The sequence below is a fragment of the Acinetobacter sp. CY81 genome, assembly GCF_059515925.1.
Map to the genome: position 1 here is coordinate 38690 of NZ_JCAKNC010000004.1, position 15670 is coordinate 54359.

The 15670-nt window shown below is 39.3% G+C and carries 19 protein-coding genes; 5 read left to right on the top strand and 14 right to left on the bottom strand.

Features of this window, described 5'->3' with window-relative positions; all coding sequences use genetic code 11:
• Nucleotides 1-19: 19 nt before the first annotated feature.
• The 6 genes from AC5YDM_RS06365 to AC5YDM_RS06390 form a co-directional block, all read right to left on the bottom strand.
• Nucleotides 20-1015, bottom strand: coding sequence for an aliphatic sulfonate ABC transporter substrate-binding protein (locus AC5YDM_RS06365; protein WP_496151283.1), 996 nt, complete (start codon nt 1013-1015; stop codon nt 20-22).
• Between the two features lie 12 nt (nt 1016-1027).
• The gene (locus AC5YDM_RS06370) at nt 1028-2002 is read right to left on the bottom strand and encodes a sulfonate ABC transporter substrate-binding protein (RefSeq protein ID WP_496151284.1); all 975 of its coding nucleotides are present in this window, start codon (nt 2000-2002) and stop codon (nt 1028-1030) included.
• 374 nt (nt 2003-2376) lie between these two features.
• The gene (gene argA, locus AC5YDM_RS06375) at nt 2377-3729 is read right to left on the bottom strand and encodes an amino-acid N-acetyltransferase (RefSeq protein WP_496151285.1); all 1353 of its coding nucleotides are present in this window, start codon (nt 3727-3729) and stop codon (nt 2377-2379) included.
• 128 nt (nt 3730-3857) lie between these two features.
• Nucleotides 3858-4250, bottom strand: coding sequence for an RcnB family protein (locus tag AC5YDM_RS06380; protein ID WP_496151286.1), 393 nt, complete (start codon nt 4248-4250; stop codon nt 3858-3860).
• Nucleotides 4251-4508: 258 nt separating this feature from the next.
• Entirely contained in the window at nt 4509-4904 is a 396-nt protein-coding gene (locus AC5YDM_RS06385; RefSeq protein WP_496151287.1) for an RcnB family protein, read from the bottom strand.
• Nucleotides 4905-5289: 385 nt separating this feature from the next.
• Nucleotides 5290-5445, bottom strand: a complete 156-nt coding sequence (locus tag AC5YDM_RS06390; protein WP_496151288.1) for a hypothetical protein — start codon at nt 5443-5445, stop codon at nt 5290-5292.
• A 236-nt stretch (nt 5446-5681) separates the two neighbouring features.
• On the opposite strand from AC5YDM_RS06390, the gene dapB reads away from it, so the two are divergent.
• Together dapB and AC5YDM_RS06400 are read left to right on the top strand one after the other, a co-directional pair.
• The gene (gene dapB / locus AC5YDM_RS06395; protein ID WP_496151289.1) at nt 5682-6503 is read left to right on the top strand and encodes a 4-hydroxy-tetrahydrodipicolinate reductase; all 822 of its coding nucleotides are present in this window, start codon (nt 5682-5684) and stop codon (nt 6501-6503) included.
• 104 nt (nt 6504-6607) lie between these two features.
• Complete coding sequence (locus tag AC5YDM_RS06400) at nt 6608-7288, top strand: START domain-containing protein (protein WP_496151290.1); 681 nt, start codon at nt 6608-6610, stop codon at nt 7286-7288.
• Between the two features lie 64 nt (nt 7289-7352).
• On the opposite strand, the gene AC5YDM_RS06405 is transcribed toward AC5YDM_RS06400, so the two are convergent.
• Nucleotides 7353-7784: a hypothetical protein gene (locus AC5YDM_RS06405; RefSeq protein ID WP_496151291.1), complete on the bottom strand. Its 432-nt coding sequence runs from the start codon at nt 7782-7784 to the stop codon at nt 7353-7355.
• Between the two features lie 96 nt (nt 7785-7880).
• On the opposite strand from AC5YDM_RS06405, the gene AC5YDM_RS06410 reads away from it, so the two are divergent.
• Nucleotides 7881-9329, top strand: a complete 1449-nt coding sequence (locus tag AC5YDM_RS06410) for an aminotransferase-like domain-containing protein (protein ID WP_496151292.1) — start codon at nt 7881-7883, stop codon at nt 9327-9329.
• Between the two features lie 36 nt (nt 9330-9365).
• Here the strand turns inward: AC5YDM_RS06410 and AC5YDM_RS06415 are convergent, their stop codons facing one another.
• The 7 genes from AC5YDM_RS06415 to AC5YDM_RS06445 all read right to left on the bottom strand — a co-directional run bounded on the left by AC5YDM_RS06415 (nt 9366) and on the right by AC5YDM_RS06445 (nt 13520).
• Nucleotides 9366-9929 (bottom strand): DNA-3-methyladenine glycosylase I, encoded by a 564-nt coding sequence (locus tag AC5YDM_RS06415; protein WP_496151293.1) that lies wholly within the window; start codon nt 9927-9929, stop codon nt 9366-9368.
• A gap of 62 nt (nt 9930-9991) precedes the next feature.
• Entirely contained in the window at nt 9992-10237 is a 246-nt protein-coding gene (locus tag AC5YDM_RS06420) for a hypothetical protein (RefSeq protein WP_496151294.1), read from the bottom strand.
• A 37-nt stretch (nt 10238-10274) separates the two neighbouring features.
• On the bottom strand, nt 10275-10805 hold the full coding sequence (locus AC5YDM_RS06425) for a M23 family metallopeptidase (protein WP_496151295.1): 531 nt from the start codon (nt 10803-10805) through the stop codon (nt 10275-10277).
• Between the two features lie 57 nt (nt 10806-10862).
• Nucleotides 10863-11900 carry an A/G-specific adenine glycosylase gene (mutY, locus tag AC5YDM_RS06430; protein ID WP_496151296.1) on the bottom strand — a complete coding sequence of 346 codons (1038 nt, stop codon included), beginning with the start codon at nt 11898-11900 and terminating at the stop codon, nt 10863-10865.
• 118 nt (nt 11901-12018) lie between these two features.
• Entirely contained in the window at nt 12019-12384 is a 366-nt protein-coding gene (locus AC5YDM_RS06435) for an HIT family protein (protein ID WP_496151297.1), read from the bottom strand.
• 54 nt (nt 12385-12438) lie between these two features.
• On the bottom strand, nt 12439-13176 hold the full coding sequence (locus tag AC5YDM_RS06440) for a dienelactone hydrolase family protein (RefSeq protein ID WP_496151298.1): 738 nt from the start codon (nt 13174-13176) through the stop codon (nt 12439-12441).
• 185 nt (nt 13177-13361) lie between these two features.
• Complete coding sequence (locus tag AC5YDM_RS06445; RefSeq protein WP_496125361.1) at nt 13362-13520, bottom strand: DUF1328 domain-containing protein; 159 nt, start codon at nt 13518-13520, stop codon at nt 13362-13364.
• Between the two features lie 192 nt (nt 13521-13712).
• Between AC5YDM_RS06445 and AC5YDM_RS06450 the strand changes: the two genes are divergently transcribed.
• On the top strand, nt 13713-14165 hold the full coding sequence (locus AC5YDM_RS06450) for a YcgN family cysteine cluster protein (RefSeq protein ID WP_496151299.1): 453 nt from the start codon (nt 13713-13715) through the stop codon (nt 14163-14165).
• Nucleotides 14166-14335: 170 nt separating this feature from the next.
• Complete coding sequence (locus tag AC5YDM_RS06455; RefSeq protein ID WP_496151514.1) at nt 14336-15538, top strand: PQQ-dependent sugar dehydrogenase; 1203 nt, start codon at nt 14336-14338, stop codon at nt 15536-15538.
• Nucleotides 15539-15670 lie beyond the last annotated feature (132 nt).

Consider the following 15670-nt stretch of genomic DNA (forward strand, 5'->3'; position numbering starts at 1 on the left):
TTTAAATAATTTGTCTAAGTTAGTTACTTGAGGTTATGGGTTGAATCGCATCTCGAATATTGATTTGCTTCGGAATCAATTTTTCTGCGAAGAATAGATCTGCAATTTTTTGCTGAGATTGAATGTTTTCATCCGTCAATGGACGAATTGGAGAGGGTTTTAAACGACGATTGATCGCTGATTTCGCAACGTCAGGAGCTAAACCTGTACTGCTTGAATAGAGGTCGACTGCTACTGTTTGGTTATTCAAAATCCAAGTATCTGCTTCATTTAAGCTTTTGATCACTTTGTCTACAGCATGAGGATGTGCAGTGGTGAATTTTGGATTGGCGATGTAATAAGAATAGGTTTTAGGGAAATCTTTACCGTCAATGAGGACGTCTACTTTTCCTGTCAGCTCTACTGCAGAAAGATAGGGATCCCAAATTGACCATGCATCAATAGAGCCTTTATCGAGTGCTGCACGCGCATCCGCTGGGGGTAACCATATCGGTTGAATGTCTTGCCAAGTCAGTCCTGCTTTGTCTAAAACTTTGGCTAATAGTTCGTGTGCACTTGAGCCTTTTTGAACCGCGATGCGTTTACCTTTCAGGTCTTCAATTTTTTTGATCGTAGAGTTTTTAGGTAAAACAACAGCTAAGGCATTGGGTGGATAAACTTCATAGCCGACATAACTAAGATCTTTATCGGCAGCTTGAGCAAAAATAGGAGGAGTATTCCCGACATAACCGACATCCACAGCACCGATTGCAAGTGCTTCAAGCATTTGTGGACCCGCAGGGAATTCACGCCATTCTATTTGCGCACCTGGGAACTGTTTTTCTAACAGTTTCTGTTCACGTGTTACCAATAGATTCAAAGCAGATTTTTGAAATCCAATCGAAATATTGTCAACTTGCTCAGTCTTTTCCGCTGAAGCTTTTTCTAGATCTTTTTGCTCAGTTTTTTGGCATGCGCTTAGCCCTAAGCTCAGTGCAGTGAAACCTGTGATTGCAATAATTTTATAAGTCTTCATGTTGTATGCTCATTATTTTTCAGAAGCTGAACTTAAAATGGCAGCTTGAATATTGATTTGATTTGGAATCAATTTTTGTTGATAGAAGGCATCGGCAACATACTGTTGCTCTTTAGCGACCTGTGCTGAAATTGGACTAACACCAAAGCCCATACGTGAAATCGATGATTTAAGAACATCAAAAGACAAGCCTGTTGGTTTTTCTAAAAGTTTGCTGGCTTCATCTTGGTTTTTTGCAACCCATGCAGTGGTGCTATTTAACTCATTCACCACAGTTGTAAGCACTTTAGGATTTTGTTCTGCAAACTTACGATCAGCCAAATAGAATTGATGGTTGCTCACCAAGTTTTCACCTGTTGCAATCACGCGCGCGCCAATTTGTTGTTCTGCTGCTGCAAAGAACGGATCCCAAATGACCCATGCATCGACAGCACCACGCTCAAAAGCTGCACGTGCATCTGAAGGGGGTAAATACACCACTTCAATATCTTCAAGCTTAAGTTTGTTTGCCTCTAAAACTTTGAGTAATAGGTAATGAACATTTGAGCCTTTATTCAGGGCAACACGTTTACCTTTTAAGTCTTGTACTGTTTTGATGCCTGAATCTTTTTGGACGATCAGTGCTTCAGCCTTCGGTGCAGCTGGCTGATTGGCGATATAAACTAAATTGGAATTGGCTGCTTGAGCAAAAATCGGAGGCGCTTCACCTGCTTCACCAAAAGATACGCTACCGACGTTCAAACCTTCAAGCAGTTGAGGTCCAGCAGGAAACTCAACCCAACGAACATTGATACCTTGAGCTTTAAGCGCTGTTTCAAGTGAACCACGTTCTTTAACAATAGGTAGAATGCCGTATTTTTGATAACCAATATTGAGCGTTACGTTTTCCGCTTCTTTTTTACCGCAGCCTGAAAGCATCATGACACCCGCAACCACCGAAGAAAGAATCAGTGTTTTTTTGAAGCGTTTTGAATTGGCTGTAGTCATGAGCAGTAGCATCCCTAAATAAAAGTTTTAAAAACTAAAAATTTGAATCGCTAGAAAAGTTTGAACAACTTTAATAACTAAGATGCATAAGCTAATGAATTTTCTATTGCGAAAAAAATAACAAATCAGGAATTCCTAATGAATAAAAAAGATAAAACTAAAAGTGCAAAACTTATCCGAATTTATGCAAAAGTAGAAATGAATAAAGAATATTTTTATTGATTTAAGTTTATGAAAAATAATATTTTTATTCTTAAATATGTGAATAAGATAAGCTTTTATTGTTTAGTGCTAAGTTGTTGGAGATTCAAAATGAAGTGCTGTGAGATAAAGTTATTCAAAATAGAGATAAAGCGACAAAAAAAAGCCACTGATTACAGTGACTTTTTACACACAATTGAATTGCGTTGAAAGTTATAAAGGGCTTGTCGAGCTTGAGGCAGATCATCTACTGATGCATTTTCAAAGCCTTGTTCCAAAAACCAATGTGCTGTTCGTGTGGTTAAGATGAACAATTGCTGAATCCCTAAATCTTTGGCTTTTTCTTCGAGGTGATGCAGGATTTGACTACCACGATTCGATTTACGATAGCTTGGGTGAACTGCTACACAGGCAATTTCAGCTGATTTCAATTCATCTTCAGCGGTTGGAATAGGATAAAGCGCAGCACAGGCCAAAATCATTCCATCTCGTTCAATCACTGCAAATTGTTCAATTTCATTTTCTAAACGTTCACGCGAACGATAAACCAAAATCCCTTCTTCTTCTAAAGGACGTAATAATCCAATCAATCCACCGACATCTTTGATATTGGCGGTACGGACTTCTTCATAGTGAGCATCGGTGATCATGGTGCCATGACCATCACGTGTAAATAGTTCTTCAAGCAATGCGCCATCATGGGCATAAGAAAGGAGATGAACACGCTGTACACCTTTTAACGATGCCTCTTTGGCTTTTTCTAAATGTAATGCAATTTCAAAATTAGAATCTACGTATTTGGCAATATGTTGATCCAACTGTTGCGGTGTCACTTCACGCATCAATTTGCCAAATTCATCCAAAACGCCTTGTTGACTCCCTAAGAATATCAGTTTGTCAGCTTGTAAATGGATTGCAGTTTTAGTCGCTACCTCTTCAGCCAAAAGATTATAGACTTCACCTGTGGTTGAATAACCCGAAGGACCTAGCAGGACAATATTATGATTATCCAACTGTTTTAAGATTGCTTCACTGTCAATTGAACGGACTTCACCTGACAGTTGATAGTCGACACCATCGCGAATGCCATAAGGTTTAGCCGTGACAAAATTGCCTGAAACCACATCAATTCTTGCGCCGTACATCGGTGAATTGGCAAGTCCCATGGAAAGTAAGGCTTCAATTTCTAAACGAATTGAACCGACTGCACTCATGACTGCGCTTAAAGATTCGCGTGTAGTGATCCGACGGTTTTTATGAAATGGACTTTTTAGATTCTTTTCTTTTAAATTTTCACTGATTTGTGGACGTGCACCATGTACCAAAATCAGTCGAATCCCTAGAGAATGTAATAGGGCAATGTCATGGATAATATGTTGAAAATTATCTGACAGTAAGGCTTCTCCTCCAAACATCAGCACAAAGGTTTTGTTGCGATGAGCATTGATATACGGCGCAGAGTTTCGAAACCAATGCACATATTGTTGCGCTGTGCCTTGTGTTGTTTCTGATGAATCTGGATGCATAGTGATACCAATATGAAGAAGGTTATTTTTAGATTCTAAACAAAAAAAACCAATTCCACACCTTAGATCGAATTCAGCGCATAAAAAAGCCCAAATTAGATTTGGGCTTTTTGCAGGAAAGGCAGAGATTAGCCAATAATTCTTAAAATACGGTCGTTACGTTCATTTACCAGCACATAGTCACCGTTGATTTTTAACCATTGTTGGTTACGCCCAACTTTAGGTAAACGACGCAACTCATTATGATTTACTTCGTAGCGTGATGAACTAAATTGACGTGGCAACTCTTGCCCTGTACGCCATTGACGGCTTGGGTTCACCGATGATTGATAACGAGATTTGTTGTCATAGCGATCATTTTTACGGTGATCGTTATAGCGTGAATCACGATGGTCTTTATTCCAATGTGCACTTGGTTTTGGCTGATAACGATCATCGCGATGATCATTTGGTCCAGCCATTGCTGTGGTTGCCATGAATGCACTCATAGAAATTGCGATAGCAGTAAATACTTTTTTCATTTCAGAGACCTCAACATTGTTCTATCTATATTCGATGGTTCTAAGTTAAAACATCATTTGAGATAAACCGTGGAGAAATTTAGTTGAATTGTGAAATATGTGAAGACATCATGAAGACTGCTATATAAGGCTTTCAGTGTTTTTATGTGGAATTTTTTAAGCAGAACTTTAAGTAGAAATAGCGGGCTTCAAAGCTGAATAAAAAAAGCCCAACAAAAGTTGAGCTTTAGATTTGAATCTTTTGGAGCAAATATGAATTTAGTCTTCTTGGATTCTCAAAATATTATTGTTGTCTGAGTCTACCAAGATGAAATCATTGTTGATTTTGTACCACTGTTGGTTACGAGACGGTTTTGGCAGATTATTATTTTTATAATCTGTTTTATAACTATTGCCTCGATAATGCTGTGGCATCACATAACCCGTTTGCCACTTATGCTGTTTTAAGCGTTTAACGCCACGTTCTTCACGTACTTTACGACGATCTTGAAAGTCTTGTTCGTCCTCACCATCTCGATAGCCGCGCTTTTCAAATCCTTTACCACGTTCAGGTCCATTGTCACGAAACTCTTGAGAATGAGGGGATGCAGGTGCAACTGTTGAAACGAACAGCGTACTGAAAGATATTGTCAAAACTGTCAAAATCTTTTTCATATTGCGACCTCATTTACCCTTAATGGCTTGTTATTCGACTACTGTACTGAAAAATTGCAGAGAAACTGTGAAGATTAAATGTATATTCAATTAAAAAAGCAGAGATAATAAGAACATAATTTCATAAAAATAGAAACCAAGACCTTGATATGACGCTTTGATGGGCGATTTGAAGCTTGTTGAGTCTTTGATTTTGATTTAAATCGAATATGTAAGATTTTATAAAAAATTCAATACAATGGTTTGGGAAGAGGACTTTTTCGGCTGTTTTGGAAAGAATGAGTTTGTTTTAAAAATAAAAAGAAGTAAAAGGCAATAAAAAATAAAAGGTGATGATCTAGATAGGTAAGTGAATATTTTAGAAAGCACTGAGCTCGATTTGAACTCAGTACCATTCGTTGCTAAATGCCATTAAAGCTTCTACAGCTTCAACCACTTGTTCTGCATCATGTGCATTGTCTAAAGCTGAAATAAGCGTATGTGGCAATTGAAGGTTTTCAATGCTGTGGATCGTTGCAGTTTTACGCACTTGGTCCGTCATGTTCAGTCCTTTTCGATCATGGGTTTCAATACAGTCATATTAGAATGAATTTATTAATTTGAAAAACCGAATAAAATTATAAATTTAATCAAATATAACGATTGTTTAATTAGTAGGCGTCTTGGGCGGTGCAAATCTGCATGATTATTTTTAGGGTATTTTTTGTTGGGAACTTAGCGTCTTTGTTGAGTTTTGCTATAGTAAGAGCAATTTTGAATCAACATTAGGAATATGTTATGTCAGCAGCTCCACGCATTGGTGTATTAGGTGCAGGCGGTCGTATGGGACGCATCCTTATTCAAGCTGTTAAAGAAGCAGGTTTTCAGTTGGCAGCCGCAGTTGAACGTCCTGAAAGCAGCTTGATTGGCTCTGATGCAGGTGAACTTGCGGGTATTGGTGCTGTTGGTGTCAAAGTCGTTGGTAGCTTAGAACAAGTTTTAAAAGACTGTGATGTGGTGATTGATTTCACTGCGCCTGTTGCGACTCAACAGCATTTGAAACTGTGTCGTGAAGCTGGTGTTGCAATTGTGATTGGTACGACAGGAATGAATGACGAACAGAAAGCATTCCTTGAAGAATCAGCGACTCAAGCACCTGTAGTCTATGCAGCAAACTATTCAGTGGGCGTGAATGTATCGATCAAATTGTTAGAACTTGCGTCTAAAGTCTTTGGTGATACGGTTGATATCGAAGTGATTGAAGCACATCATCGTCATAAAGTAGATGCGCCATCGGGCACAGCATTGATGATGGGTGAAGCGATCGCAGGTGCTTTAGGTCGTGATTTAAAAGAAGATGCTGTGTATCACCGTGAAGGTCATACAGGTCCACGTGAGCGTAAGAGTATTGGTTTCCAAACGATTCGCGGTGGCGATATTGTGGGTGAACATACTGCGATGTTTATCGGTGAAGGCGAACGCGTTGAAATTACGCATAAAGCGACCAATCGTATGAACTTTGCTGCGGGTGCTGTGCGTGCTGCGGCTTGGGTTGTCGGCAAAGAGCCGAAAAAATATGATATGCATGATGTATTGGGTTTTAACGAGATTAAAGTTTAATTCTGAGCTACGAGCCGTTTGAGCTTAAGCCAAATGAACTATCGAGTTAAAGCACGATTTAAATTGAGTGCGATTAAAAATAATTAAAATAGAAGCATTGAGAAATGAAAAATATAACAATCAAATTAGGACGCCGTCCTAAACTTTTCATGATGATGTGTGTTGTCAGTGCAAGTTGCCTGACAACACCTGTTTTTTCAGCTGAAACAGCGAAACTCAGCATTAATAAAAACAATATCAAAGTGTGGACGATTCAAAGTCCAAATAATCCGATCATTTCTTATAAAGCCGAAACGACTTTAAATACGAGTTTAGAGCGCGCAGTCGGACTTGTTTTAGATGTTGAAAATGCGAAAGCGTGGATTCCGAATGTGTCATCGACACAAGTACTTTCTCAAGATTTAAATAAGGGTGAATTCAAGCTGTATATGGTGTTGGATTTTCCATTTCCATTGAAGGATAGAGACCTGATTATTCAAGGGAAAATGTATAAAGATGCCAATGGTACGATTCAAATTAAAAACAAAGTCACTCAACAAGGCAAAGCACTTAATCCAAATTATATTCGATTGAAAAAATACGAAGGGGATTGGACTTTCAATCAGCTCAGTGATGGCAAAATAAAAGTGGTGACCACAGGCTATGCTGATCCTGAAGGGGTGATTCCACAAAGTGTGACCAATATGTTTGTGCAACAACAACCTTATCAAATGCTACAAAAAATGAAAACAGAATTAGCAAAACCTAATCGTAAGTTTCCACATTTACCGAATATTTTAAAGTAAGCCTTTCTCCAAATTTGATTCTTAAACGCGTTATAAAAAAGCCTGCAACTGCAGGCTTTTCTTTTTATGGATTATTCAGTGCATAAGCGGTGAGTTGCTGAATTTCATTTTTGGGAGGAAGCTCTAAGCTGATCACTTGATATTGGGTATGTTGTGTCAGATTGCGTAATTCAACTTGAAACTTTTGAGCAGAACTTTGATTACACAAAAATTGTAAATTATTTTGTCGAGGATAATTCAATTTGATCTGGCTAGCGCTAGTGACCTTGTAGGTGTAATCACGTTGCGGTGAACTGTGTTCAAGTGTGGGTTGTACTTGATCAAACTGGTATTGCCCTAAACTTTGAGACTTTAAGTATCCATCGATCAATGATTTGCAAATAAAGTGCTGTTCCTGCGCTGCTAAATTCAGTTGTTTTGTTTCACATCCTTGGAGGATAGAGATGAAAGTAATCAGGCATAAACCGCAAAGTATCTGTTTTTGAGCGAATTTCATTATTGTCTCCGATGTTATTTTAAAGCAGTGAAGACACCATAATTCTGCTAAGCTGATAGATACAGATACAACAAATATTAAAAAACGAGTACAGATATGGCTTTTCAATATCAGATGCTTGCTCAGCAATTGGCACAAAAAATTCAGCAGGGTGAGTTGGTTTTGGGGCAGCGCTTAAATTCATTACGCCATTTTGCACAGCTCAATGACATTAGCCTGAATACGGCAAAAAGCTGTTATGAATTGTTAGAAGCGCAAGGGTTGATTTATGTGAAGCCGAAAGCAGGCTATTTTGTCCAAGAACAACAATCGGAAATGGTCAAAGCCCCTGTTCCTCAGCATCCAGATTTTGTGTCGATGCCACGTGAAGTGACCAATTTAGAGTTACAGATGGAGATTCAAGAGGCGTCGATTAATAGCCAATTGATTCATCTAGGCGCGATTCAGTTATCTCCGAATTTAGTGCCAGTGGATGCAATGCGTCGTTCACTACAACGGGCGCTCAAACACAGTAAACCTGAAGACTTTTTGTATAGTGATCGCCAAGGGCATCGTATATTGCGAGAGGCTTTATCGGTACATTGGGCAGAGGATGGTTTTCATATTGCCCAAGAAGATATCTATATTACCAATGGCTGTATGCCTGCATTGTCAGTGGTGTTGCAAAGTATCAGCCATGTGGGGGACAGCATTATTGTACCGACGCCAAACTTCAATGGTCAGTTACAACTATTGGCGGTGCTAAAACGAAAAATTATTGAAATTCCAGCCAGTACTGAAGGTATTGATTTGGAGCGATTAGAACTTGCGATGCAAAATCCTGAAGCAAAAGCATGTCTACTGACTTCGAATTATCAAAATCCTTTGGGCTTTTGTTTGAGTAATGCTGAAAAAGAAAAGATCGCACAATTGGCAGCCAAATATCAATGTTTCATCATTGAAGATGATATCTATGCCGAATGTAGTTTTGATCTCAATCGACCTTTGCCGATGAAGTATTGGGATAAAGAAGGTTATGTGATTTATTGTAGTTCGATTTCAAAATCACTTTCGAGCTCCTACCGAGTCGGCTGGTTCTGTGTACCTGAGCGTTTAAAACATCTACGCTATAAATTTATCAATAAAAATGTCGTGGTGAATACGCCCTTACAATTGGGCTTAGCTGATTTGATTTATAGTCGTGCTTATCGTCAGCATTTAAAGAAACTTAGACCCATTCTAAAGCAGCAAGTGGAGCAATATCGTCAATTTATTATTCAAGCATTTCATGGCGTGGAGCTGAGTATCAATCAGCCTGAGGGTAGTTATTCTTTATGGTTACAGTTCCCTGCGCAGATTGACAGTTTGGCGATGTATTACTTTGCTCAAGAGCAGGGGATTAATATCGTACCAGGCAAAGTTTTTGGTGAAGATCAGCGTTACAACAATTGTATTCGCTTAAATGCAGGACATGAATTGTCATCACCGATTCAAGAAGCAATCCATCTCTTAGCCGATTGGACACGTAGCGAATTAGCTAAGGGCATGCAGGATTCTGTGGCTTAAGACAGATAACAAAAGCTGTATCCATACTGATTTGAATCATGGATGAGATTTGGCGAAACAGTCATTTTCATGATCATCAACCATGCCAACTGCCTGCATAAAGGCATAGATTGTTGTTGGCCCGACAAATTTAAAACCATTTTTCTTTAAGATTTTAGACAGCTGTAGGCTTAAGGCTGTTTGTGCAGGTGCTGTCTTATAGTTTTCAACATCATTGATCATGGCTTTTTGCTCGACAAAGTCCCACAGCCATTTCACCATATCTGTTCCATGGCTTTTCATTTGTTCCCATGCGATGGCATTGTCACGAATGGCTTTGAGTTTGCCAATATGGCGAATCAATCCCGCATCGAGGCACTTCTCTTGAAGTTGCTCATCACTGAGTTGGGCAATTTGAGCAATCGGATATTGAAAAAAATGTTGGCGATAGCTTTCTCGTTTTTTCAGTACCGTAATCCAAGACAAGCCTGCTTGTTGACCTTCTAAGCATAGCATTTCAAATAAATGTTGTTCATCGAACTGAGGTTTTCCCCATTCGTGATCATGGTAAGCGATATAGAGAGGATCATTGGAGCACCAACCACAGCGTTGTTGATTCATATTGGGGTGCTCCTGAATGTGATTATTTTTATTATTTGATATTGAGGTACTAAATTACAAAATTAGATTTTAAATTCAACCCAGAGATCATTTTTATTGTCCCAAAAATAAAGCTCGGCTTGAGTTAAATCTTCAAATTTAAGCCATGCATCGTGACCTGATTTTTCTGCAAATCCTGTGCTAATCATGAGGGCTTCATCACTGATTTCCATGATCCAGCCTTGATGGCTTACACCATTGAGTACAATCCTTTGCTGATTGCCTGATTCTGCAAATTCAACGAGACGATTGATCAAAGCTTCTGACATGAAAATTTCCTAAAACTAAAATAAATGAACGAATACATTAACGTAAATATGGATATGGATTTACAGCACCACGTCCGCGACCAGACAGATACAATCCATAGTGTAGATGGGGAGCAGTATGACGTGCATTTCCGGTATTGCCAACATAGCCGATATGCTGACCCTTACGGACCACATCACCTTCATTGAGACCACGTTTATGGTCATCAAGATGGGCATAATAATGCCAAGTATTACTTGGACCTAAAATCCAAATGACTTTGCCACCCAAATTATTGTTTCTCATACTACCAACCACGCCATCGGTTGTACTATAAACCTTTGTGCCTTTGGGTGCCAAAATATCAATCCCTTCATGGGTACGTCCACTACTACGTGATGCACCCCAAGTGTCTTTTAAATGTCTATTTTTTACATTTTCAACAGGGATTGGAAGTTTTGAAGGCAGTGGCATGCTTTTCAAGCGTTGTGTGATATTGGGATCTAAGTGCTGAGGCTTTTTGGGTGCTGTGGTACATGCTGAGATCAAAAGTACAAAAAAACTGATGAAGCAAAAGCGTAATAACATAGTCAGCACTCAATCCTTGTCTCAAACGATGGCAGAAAAATCTCTCAATTGAATATGTCACAGTTCAACGGCTGAGATCAATTTTTTCATCGCTGTAGGAATGCCCATTTCTGTTGCTTTTTGTGGTGTTAACCATTCACCACTCATTTCAGCTTGTAAAAACTCAAGTTGATCATCTTCAACCTGGAAAATGTGTGCATCTAAAACCCAAGTAAAATGGGTGAAACTATGTGAAATTTGCACGGCTTCGCGCTTAGAGATGAGCTGGTATTGTTGTGTCAGTTGCTTAAAGGCATGTGCATCTTCAATGATCTGCAGTGACCATAAACCACCCCACAATCCAGAATGTGGGCGTTGCATCCATAACCATTCATTTGAAGGGGACTGTAGTAAAAGCACTTGAGCATTTTTAACTGGGACGGCTTTCTTTGGTTTTTTAAAGGGTAATTCAGTTTCTAAGCCTTGTTGATGGGCTTTGCAATGTTGTTGCATCGGGCAATATAAACACAGTGGTTTTTTAGGCGTACAAATGGTTGCACCCAAATCCATAATTGCTTGGGTATAGTCATGATTACGCTCAACAGGGCAAAGTTGTTCAGCTAGCTTCCACATAGCACGTTCATGGACAGGTTTAGTTAAGTCATCTTCAATGGCAAAAAAACGTGCCAAGACGCGTTTTACATTACCATCCATAATCACGCCGTATTGACGTAAACCGAGTGACATTAATGCACCGCCGGTGGATGGACCAATGCCGGGTAACTCAATCCATTCAGCCAGTGTGCTTGGAAAATATCCTTGCTGATACACAATGGCTGCTGCCTTATGCAAATTACGTGCACGTGCGTAATAACCTAAACCAGCCCAATAGGGTGCTACTTCATCCCACGTAGCTTTGCCTAGATCATCTACTGTTGGAAAACGTTGAATAAAACGCTCAAAATAATTCAGTACGGTTTTGACCTGTGTCTGCTGCAGCATGATTTCAGAGACCCAAACTTTGTAGGGATCATCTGCAACTTGCCAAGGGAGATCATGGCGTCCGTGGAGATCGAACCAAGACAGGAGAGCATCTGAAAATGAAAATTGCGACATAGAGAACGTAATGAAAACGCATAAAAGAATAGGTGCTAGTATACCCAAATGTCCTGTTAGACATGAAAAAAGGTGCCGAAGCACCTTTTGATTTTGAATACTTCAGCTTTGATCGTTTTTATTCAGCGATTACGCCCCAACGACTGTCTAGCTTTAAAGGCTGATTTTTATAGCGTGGAATAATATGAATATGTAAGTGATCAGACTCTTTGTCGCCAAATACATGACCATCATTAAACGCGATATGAAAGCCTTCAGGTTGATGACGTATTTTCAATTCATTACGTGCAAGTTCGAGTAGTGATTGTAAGCTTTTACGTTCACGGTCAGTCGTATCGAAAAATGAGCTGATATGACGTAATGGAATGATGACAGAATGACCTTGAGTTAACGCATTTGTCTCTGGCAAAATCACGCCGAACTCATTTTTAGCGATCACATCATATTCATCGTGATTACAATAGGTACATAATTTTTCAGTCATTTTCATTCTCTCTTAATCTTAAATATTGAATTTCAAATCTTTAATAATGGCGAATTAGCCCAAATGTCGATGTAGTAACTCATACATCGCTGCTAAACTTTTTTGTTCTGCCTCAGCGTTATACCCTAAATCAACACCATTTGCTTTGGCACGTTCATCGGCAAGCGGGTTACTAAAACCATGTTTAGCATCTTCATAAACAATGACTTCGTGATTAACTTTAGCTGCAAACATTTCTTCTTTGAATTTGGCAACATCATCTAAAGTGACCATGCTGTCTTCTTCACCATGAAAAACCATGATTTCAGCTTTGACTTGACCTTCTTGAGCGGGCGCTTTCGGCGCTAAAGTTGCATGGAAAGTTGCAACGGCTTTAAGATCTGCGCCCGAACGAGCCAAATCTAAAACGACTTTGCCACCATAGCAAAAACCAATGGCTGCCAGTTTATCTGCATTTACTTCAGTTTGCTGTGCCAAAGTCGCTAAAGCAGCAGACGCACGAGTCACGATAGTCTCTGTATCTTCAAAGGTTTGCATCATCCATTCATAGGCTTGCTTGGCATCTGTTGTGACTTTTTTGTCGCCATACATATCGATTGCTAGTGCCGCATAGCCATGACCTGCTAACTCGCGAGCACGTTGCTCCGTATATTCGTTTCTTCCCCACCATTCTGGCGCAACAATAACCCCTGCAATTGCTTGTGAATTTTCAGGTGCAGCATAATAGCCAATCAATGTTGATCCATCTGCCGCAGTGTATTGAATTTCACGTGTTTGAATTGCATTTGTCATGTTGGAAGTCCTTTTGATCAATGGGGGCGATCCAAGATTAAAGCACAAAATAATTGAATGGTAATGAAAATTTATAGATTAACTAAATTGAAATGTGAGAAATTATGAATAGAAAAATAATGATTTTGAGTGAATAAAAAAGAAGGACGAATCCTTCTTTTAAATAGCGTTATGAATACGAAACTCTAGACTTTTCCGCGCGAGATAAATCCAATAATCGCCAAAATAACGGCAATGACCAATAGGATGATTGCGAAGTCTTTAGATAGCCCAGCAACACCACCGAATCCTAATAAACTTGCGATCAGCGCGATTACTGCAAAGATAATAGCCCAACGAAACATTATGATTCTCCATGTGTTTTTATAAGTGTTTCATTAGTATAGAAAATAAAATTGATTAAATTGTATTCAAAACGTGTATGTGAGTTGGTATTTATGCAGATTAGGTTAATGCTCTGTAACGTGTTCAATCTCATCCAATAGTTGGAATAATGCTATGATTGCAGCTTAGACACTGACTACATATAGACGACTATGAGCCTGCAATTGCGCCCTGAATTTTGGAAACACTATTCTCTTGCTGAGATGACTCAAAATGAGTGGGAAGCAGTCTGTGATGGTTGTGGTTTATGTTGTCTCGTGAAATTAGAAGATGAAGACACACATGAAGTCTGCTACACCAAAGTGTCCTGCAAACTATTAGATTGTAAAACCGCGCAATGCTCTGATTACCCTAATCGTAAAACGCATGTCCCTGATTGTATTCAATTGACCCATGAAAGCTTACAAGATATTAGTTGGTTGCCTTCAACGTGTGGTTATCGACGTCTAAATGAAGGTAAAAAATTGCCGTCTTGGCATTATTTGAATACAGGAACACGTGAAAGTGTGATTCGTGCAAAAAAATCTGCAGCAGGTCGATGTATCTCTGAGTCTGATATTGATGAAGATGATATTGATGATTATATCGTGCGTTGGGTTCGTTAAAGGCTGACATTCTGAAGCGAGCTGTTCAGTTCATTCAGTATCACATTCATATTTTGTAATAGAAAACTGAGTTCATTTACATCTCAGTGCATAAAATCGCCTATGATAAAAATAAATAGCATCTAAAGGACACTACAGTGAAAGGGAATACCACACTCAATATCTGCAAGATGAGCTTGCTTGCGATGAGTTTAGGATTAATAGGCTGTCATGCTAATCAAGGAGCTACTCAAGAAAAAAATGATAAGCAAGAAAATTTATCTTCGGATCAGAACTTAACAAGTTCTCCGAATGCAGATCCTAGCGCTGAAAATTCAATGCAAACTCAAAAGCTCGATCAATCTTTTCAAGTCAATACTGTTGCATCGTTCAATGAACCTTGGGCAATGGCAATTTTGCCTGATGGAAGGTTGTTGGTCACAGAGAAAGCGGGTGCTTTAAAACTTCTTGATCCTGTCTCCAAAAAAAACCTGTCGGTTGAAGGTATACCCAAAGTAGGGTATGGCGGTCAAGGTGGTCTAGGGGATGTCACGTTACATCCTAATTTTAATAATAATGCGTGGTTATATCTTAGCTATGCAGAGGCGGGGAAATCCAATCGATTTGGAGCTATCGTCATTCGCGCTAAATTAGACCTGACCCAACCGAATCAGCCTAAATTAATTGAACAAAAACGAATTTGGGAGCAAGTTCCAAAAGTTGAAGGACAGGGACATTATGCACATCGTTTAATTTTTGATGAGCAGGCAAAATTATGGATTGCCTCAGGTGAGCGCCAAAAATTTGATCCTGCTCAGGATATGAAATCTAATTTGGGCAAAATATTACGTCTAAATGATGATGGAACACCTGCTCAGAATAATCCATTCATTCAACAGGGTGGCGTGGCAGCACAGATTTGGTCATTGGGGCATCGTAATCCACTGGGCATAGCATTTGACCCTAAAAATCAGCTTTGGGTCGCTGAAATGGGACCTCAAGGAGGTGATGAACTCAACTTAATCACCAAAGCACAAAACTATGGTTATCCGATTGTTTCCAATGGTGATCATTATGGTGGAGCAGATATTCCTGATCATGCCACCCGACCTGAATTTAAAGCACCTGAAATAGATTGGACACCTGTGATTTCGCCATCGAGTTTGATTTTTTATCGTGGAAATTCATTTCCACAATGGAAAAATAAAGCTTTGATCGGTGGTCTATCTTCCAAGGCTATCATTGTTGTGGACACGACACTGAAACCTGTTCAGGAAGTGCAACGACTCGATATGGGTGAAAGGATTAGGGATATTGTTGAAGCCAAAGATGGTTCATTGTGGGTGCTACAAGATGGTCAAAATGCAAAGCTTCTAAAGCTAACACCACCATAAACTGAAGCCTATCTACGCCTTAAAATAGAATGAAATAACTGAGTTTCGGATTTAATTTTATGAACTGTTGATGGTTGTCCGTTGGAATTGTTGGATTCCATAGTAGACTAGCAATCAGCACTTTAAGATTTC

Bases quoted from the DNA above. Each gene is read 5' to 3' on its own strand.
- AC5YDM_RS06390 (WP_496151288.1), bottom strand. From the start codon at position 5,445: ATGACGGACCAAGTGCGTAAAACTGCAACGATCCACAGCATTGAAAAC.
- AC5YDM_RS06445 (WP_496125361.1), bottom strand. From the start codon at position 13,520: ATGTTTCGTTGGGCTATTATCTTTGCAGTAATCGCGCTGATCGCAAGT.
- AC5YDM_RS06450 (WP_496151299.1), top strand. From the start codon at position 13,713: ATGAGCCTGCAATTGCGCCCTGAATTTTGGAAACACTATTCTCTTGCT.
- AC5YDM_RS06400 (WP_496151290.1), top strand. From the start codon at position 6,608: ATGAAAAATATAACAATCAAATTAGGACGCCGTCCTAAACTTTTCATG.
- mutY (WP_496151296.1), bottom strand. From the start codon at position 11,900: ATGTCGCAATTTTCATTTTCAGATGCTCTCCTGTCTTGGTTCGATCTC.
- AC5YDM_RS06365 (WP_496151283.1), bottom strand. From the start codon at position 1,015: ATGAAGACTTATAAAATTATTGCAATCACAGGTTTCACTGCACTGAGC.
- AC5YDM_RS06415 (WP_496151293.1), bottom strand. From the start codon at position 9,929: ATGAATCAACAACGCTGTGGTTGGTGCTCCAATGATCCTCTCTATATC.
- argA (WP_496151285.1), bottom strand. From the start codon at position 3,729: ATGCATCCAGATTCATCAGAAACAACACAAGGCACAGCGCAACAATAT.
- AC5YDM_RS06435 (WP_496151297.1), bottom strand. From the start codon at position 12,384: ATGACTGAAAAATTATGTACCTATTGTAATCACGATGAATATGATGTG.
- AC5YDM_RS06425 (WP_496151295.1), bottom strand. From the start codon at position 10,805: ATGTTATTACGCTTTTGCTTCATCAGTTTTTTTGTACTTTTGATCTCA.
- AC5YDM_RS06440 (WP_496151298.1), bottom strand. From the start codon at position 13,176: ATGACAAATGCAATTCAAACACGTGAAATTCAATACACTGCGGCAGAT.
- AC5YDM_RS06405 (WP_496151291.1), bottom strand. From the start codon at position 7,784: ATGAAATTCGCTCAAAAACAGATACTTTGCGGTTTATGCCTGATTACT.
- dapB (WP_496151289.1), top strand. From the start codon at position 5,682: ATGTCAGCAGCTCCACGCATTGGTGTATTAGGTGCAGGCGGTCGTATG.
- AC5YDM_RS06370 (WP_496151284.1), bottom strand. From the start codon at position 2,002: ATGACTACAGCCAATTCAAAACGCTTCAAAAAAACACTGATTCTTTCT.
- AC5YDM_RS06385 (WP_496151287.1), bottom strand. From the start codon at position 4,904: ATGAAAAAGATTTTGACAGTTTTGACAATATCTTTCAGTACGCTGTTC.
- AC5YDM_RS06380 (WP_496151286.1), bottom strand. From the start codon at position 4,250: ATGAAAAAAGTATTTACTGCTATCGCAATTTCTATGAGTGCATTCATG.
- AC5YDM_RS06455 (WP_496151514.1), top strand. From the start codon at position 14,336: ATGAGCTTGCTTGCGATGAGTTTAGGATTAATAGGCTGTCATGCTAAT.
- AC5YDM_RS06420 (WP_496151294.1), bottom strand. From the start codon at position 10,237: ATGTCAGAAGCTTTGATCAATCGTCTCGTTGAATTTGCAGAATCAGGC.
- AC5YDM_RS06410 (WP_496151292.1), top strand. From the start codon at position 7,881: ATGGCTTTTCAATATCAGATGCTTGCTCAGCAATTGGCACAAAAAATT.